A 4,032-nucleotide genomic window follows, 5' to 3' on the forward strand; every position below is an offset into this window, starting at 1 on the left:
GATCAACCGTGGGAGAACTGTAGAAATTCGCGGCCGTTCGCACCATTCGGAGGCCTACGCGAAAGGCTCCGTAGAACTACGGAGCGGCCGAAAACCGCAGGGCCGACTCAGAGCGCGTCGTGCTCGTCGACCAGCGCCGCGTAGCGCCGGATCAGCTGCGCCAGTGACTCTGCCTGCAGCTTGGCAAACAGGTTGGCTCGGTGCGTTTCGACCGTGCGCGGCGAGAGGTCCAGCGCGCGGCCGATTTCCTTGTTGGTCAGGCCCGCCACGATCAGACCCAGCACCTCGCGTTCGCGCTCGGACAGCTGCGCGTAGCGCTCGCGCGCCGCGCGATCGGCCTGGTGGCGCTCGCGCGAGCGCACATGCTGGCGCACCGCGTTCTGCAGCGCCTCGATCAGCAGTTCGTCGTTGACCGGCTTCTCCAGGAACTCGGCGGCGCCGGCTTTGAAGGCGCGGCGGCACATGTCCACCGTGCCGTGACCCGTGAGCATGATCACCGGCTGGTCCACGCCCTGCGCGACCAGGGTGTCGAGCACTGTCAGGCCGCTGATGCCGGGCATGCGCACGTCCAGCACGATGGCGCCGATGGCCTCGCGGTCGAAGCCGCTCAGAAAGGCCTGCGGGTCGGCCCAGGTCGTCACGCGCAGGCCCACGGTGCCGATCAGCAGCGCCAGGCCCTCGCGCACCGCCGCGTCGTCGTCGATCAGGTGGATGGTGGGCGAGAGGCTGGTCATGGGGTGGTCTTGAGCGGCAGGCGCAGCGTGAACACCGCACCGCCGTCGGGGCGGTTGGCCGCGGTGAGCGAGCCGCCCATGCCCTGCGCCAGCGTCTCGCACAGCGGCAGGCCCAGGCCCAGGCCGCCTTCGCGGGTGGAGAAGAAGGGTTCGAACAGGCGCGGCAGCGCTTCGGGCGCGATGCCGGGGCCGCGGTCGGCGACGGCCAGTTCGCCCTGGCCTTCGGCAGTGCCGACCGAAAGCGTCAGCGCGCGCCGCGCCGCATCGACACCTTCCATCGCCTGCAGCGCGTTCATCAGCAGGTTGTGCACGATCTGGTCCACGGCCACCGGGTCCGCGCGCACGTTCACGGCTTCGGCCGCCTGCAGCGCCGGCCCCACGCCGCGCCGCTGGCATTCGGGCTCGAGCAGGTACAGCGCGCGCCGCACGGCTTCGGCAAGGTCGACCACGCCTTCGTTGGCCGCAGCGTCGGCACGGTGTGCCGGGCGTTCGACGGCGGTGCGCAGACGGCCCACCACCTCGGCCGCGCGGCGCGCTTGCGCCACCGCCTGCGCCATCGCGCCGCGGGCGGTGTCGAGCTCGGGCGGATCGTCGGCCAGCAAGCGTTGCGCGGCCTGCGTGTTGGCCAGCACGGCCGTGAGCGGCTGGTTGAGTTCGTGCGCCATGCCCGCGGCCAGTTCGCCCAGCGTGTTCAGGCGCGCCACCTGGCCCAGGCGCAGCAGTTCTTCGGCGCGGCGGCGCGCGGTGCGCTGGCGCAGCCATTGCGCCAGCAGCGCCAGCACACCGGCCACCGAGGCCACCCATCCCAGCATCCGGCCCCAGGGCAGGTGCGACCAGCCCAGTTGCTGGCGGGCCACCACGTCGAACGGCTGGCTCGACGCCGCGAGGTGTTTGTGGAACTCGAAGCGCCAGCCGCCGCCGGCCGACAGCGCCGCGGCGTTGCCGGGCTGCAGTTCAAACGACTGGGCGGCGTGTTCGAGCCGCACCTGCACCGCGCTGGTCGCCCTCGGCATCGGCCACTCGCCCCAGGGCACCATGCCCTGGAGGTCGATGGTCAGTGCATAGGCTGCCGGCTCCGCCGCCAGCACCAGGCGGTAGCGGCCTGAGGCCAGGTCCAGGCCGGCGAGCGCGGGGCGCCGGCTCTGGCGGGAGCGTGTCTCGGCGTCGGCCAGCTCGGCGTCGGGCCAGGCGGTGCCACGGTCGCGCCGCTGCACCGCGAGGATGTGCGGGTAGAGGGCTGGCAGGCGCTGTTCGGGGGCCGTGGCGCTGGCACCGTCCGGCCCGGGCTGCAACAGCGCCAGGGTGTCGAGGATGGCATCGTGCTGCACGACCTGCTGGCTCAGCAGGCGGTGCACGATGCGGGCGTCGGTCTCGAACAGTGCCCTTTGCTCGTCGATCGACTGGCGGGCGAGCAGCGTCGTCCCGGCCAGCGAGACCACGGTCCCACCGACCCACCACCACAAACCAGACCATGTGTTGCGCATGCGGCGGATTCTGGCACGCACCCCGCGCCGGTGACAGGCGCTATGCAGCGACCCGCGCAGCGGCGGAGCGTGGGGGCTTGATCCTTCAGTCGAACAGCGGCTTGACGTTCCAGATCTGGTCGGCGTACTCGCGGATGGTGCGGTCCGATGAGAAGGCGCCCATGCCGGCGACGTTGAGGATGGCCTTGCGCGTCCATTCGCTGGGGCGCCGGTAGAGCTCGTCGACCTTCTGCTGGGTGGCGATGTAGTCGGCGTAGTCGGCCAGCAGCAGGTAGTAGTCCGACTCGAGCAGGGTGCGCGTGATGTCGTGGAAGCGGCCCGGCTCTTCGGGGCTGAAGGCGCCTTCGGCGATGCGGTCGATGGCGGTTTTGAGGTCGTAGTTGTGGTCGTAGTAACGGCGCGGGTTGTAGCCGCTGGCACGCAGGGCGGCTACCTGCTCGGTGCGCAGACCGAAGATGAAGATGTTGTCCAGGCCCACGTTTTCGGCGATCTCGATGTTGGCACCGTCCCAGGTGCCGATGGTCAGCGCGCCGTTGAGGGCGAACTTCATGTTGCCGGTGCCCGAGGCCTCGGTGCCGGCGGTGGAGATCTGTTCCGACAGATCGGCCGCAGGAATGATCACCTCGGCCAGCGAGACGCGGTAGTTCGGCAGGAAAACGACCTTGAGCTTGTCGCCGATGCGCTTGTCGTTGTTGACCGTGCGCGCCACGTCGTTGATGAGCTTGATGACGAGCTTGGCCATGTAGTAGGCCGACGCTGCCTTGCCGCCGAAGATGACGGTGCGCGGCACCCAGTTGGCGTTGGGGTGGGCCAGGATCTGCTGGTAGCGCGTGACCACGTGCAGCACGTTGAGCAGCTGGCGCTTGTACTCGTGCATGCGCTTGATCTGCACGTCGAACAGGCTGTCGGGGTTGACGACGATGCCGGTTTCCTTGGCGATGCGTTCGGCCAGGCGCTGCTTGTTCTGTGCCTTGGCCAGGCGGAAGGCGTTCTGGAACTCGGCGTCATCGGCCAGCGGGCGCAGTGCGCTGAGCTCGTCGAGGTGGCGGCGCCAGGTCTTGCCGATGCGCGCGTCGATCAGGGTCGAGAGCGGGCGGTTGGCCTGCGACAGCCAGCGCCGCGGCGTGATGCCGTTGGTCTTGTTGCAGAAACGCTCGGGCCAGAGCTTGGCAAAGTCGGCAAAAATGGTTTCCACCATCAGGTTGCTGTGCAGGGCCGAGACGCCGTTGACCTGGTGGCTGGCCAGCACCGAGAGCGAGGCCATGCGCACGCGGCGCTGGCCGCGTTCGTCGATCAGCGAGACGCGGCGCAGCAGGTCGTTGTCGCCGGGGAACTTGTCGTGCACCTCGGCCAGGAAGCGCGCGTTCAGGTCGTAAATGATGCGCAGGTGGCGCGGCAGCAGGCGGCCCATCAGCTCCACCGGCCAGGTCTCCAGCGCTTCCTGCATCAGGGTGTGGTTGGTGTAGCTGAAGATGCGCTGGCAGAGGCCCCAGGCGCTGTCCCATTCGAGCTTGTGCTCGTCCACCAGGATGCGCATGAGCTCGGGCACGGCGAGCGCGGGGTGGGTGTCGTTGAGGTGGATCGCCACCTTGTCGGCCAGCTGGTCGAAGCTGCCGTGGTTCTTCAGGTAGCGGCGGATGATGTCTTGCAGCGAGGCGCTGACGAAGAAGTACTCCTGGCGCAGGCGCAGTTCCTTCCCGTGCTCGGTGGAGTCGTCCGGGTAGAGCACGCGCGAGACGTTTTCCGACTGGTTCTTGGCCTCCACCGCGCGCATGTAGTCGCCCTTGTTGAAGGCGTCGAGGTTGATACCGCTG

General features: G+C 69.0%; 3 protein-coding genes. All 3 read right to left on the minus strand.

The window, feature by feature from the left end; genetic code table 11:
• Positions 1–107: 107 nt before the first annotated feature.
• A complete protein-coding gene (locus ACR2JA_RS17885) occupies positions 108–734 on the minus strand; it encodes a response regulator transcription factor (RefSeq protein WP_434010422.1) in 627 nt (208 codons plus the stop codon).
• Entirely contained in the window at positions 731–2,218 is a 1,488-nt protein-coding gene (locus ACR2JA_RS17890; protein WP_434010423.1) for a sensor histidine kinase, read from the minus strand. The genes ACR2JA_RS17885 and ACR2JA_RS17890 overlap by 4 nt, the downstream gene beginning before the upstream one ends.
• A gap of 85 nt (positions 2,219–2,303) precedes the next feature.
• Positions 2,304–4,032 (minus strand): glycogen/starch/alpha-glucan phosphorylase (locus tag ACR2JA_RS17895; protein ID WP_434010424.1); only part of this gene is annotated, 1,729 nt, incomplete at its 5' end.

It is taken from the genome of Hydrogenophaga sp. (assembly GCF_051007235.1).
Classification (GTDB): Bacteria; Pseudomonadota; Gammaproteobacteria; order Burkholderiales; family Burkholderiaceae_C; genus Hydrogenophaga.

Coding starts and splice junctions, on each gene's coding strand:
- ACR2JA_RS17885 (WP_434010422.1), bottom strand. CDS start 734: ATGACCAGCCTCTCGCCCACCATCCACCTGATCGACGACGACGCGGCG.
- ACR2JA_RS17890 (WP_434010423.1), bottom strand. CDS start 2,218: ATGCGCAACACATGGTCTGGTTTGTGGTGGTGGGTCGGTGGGACCGTG.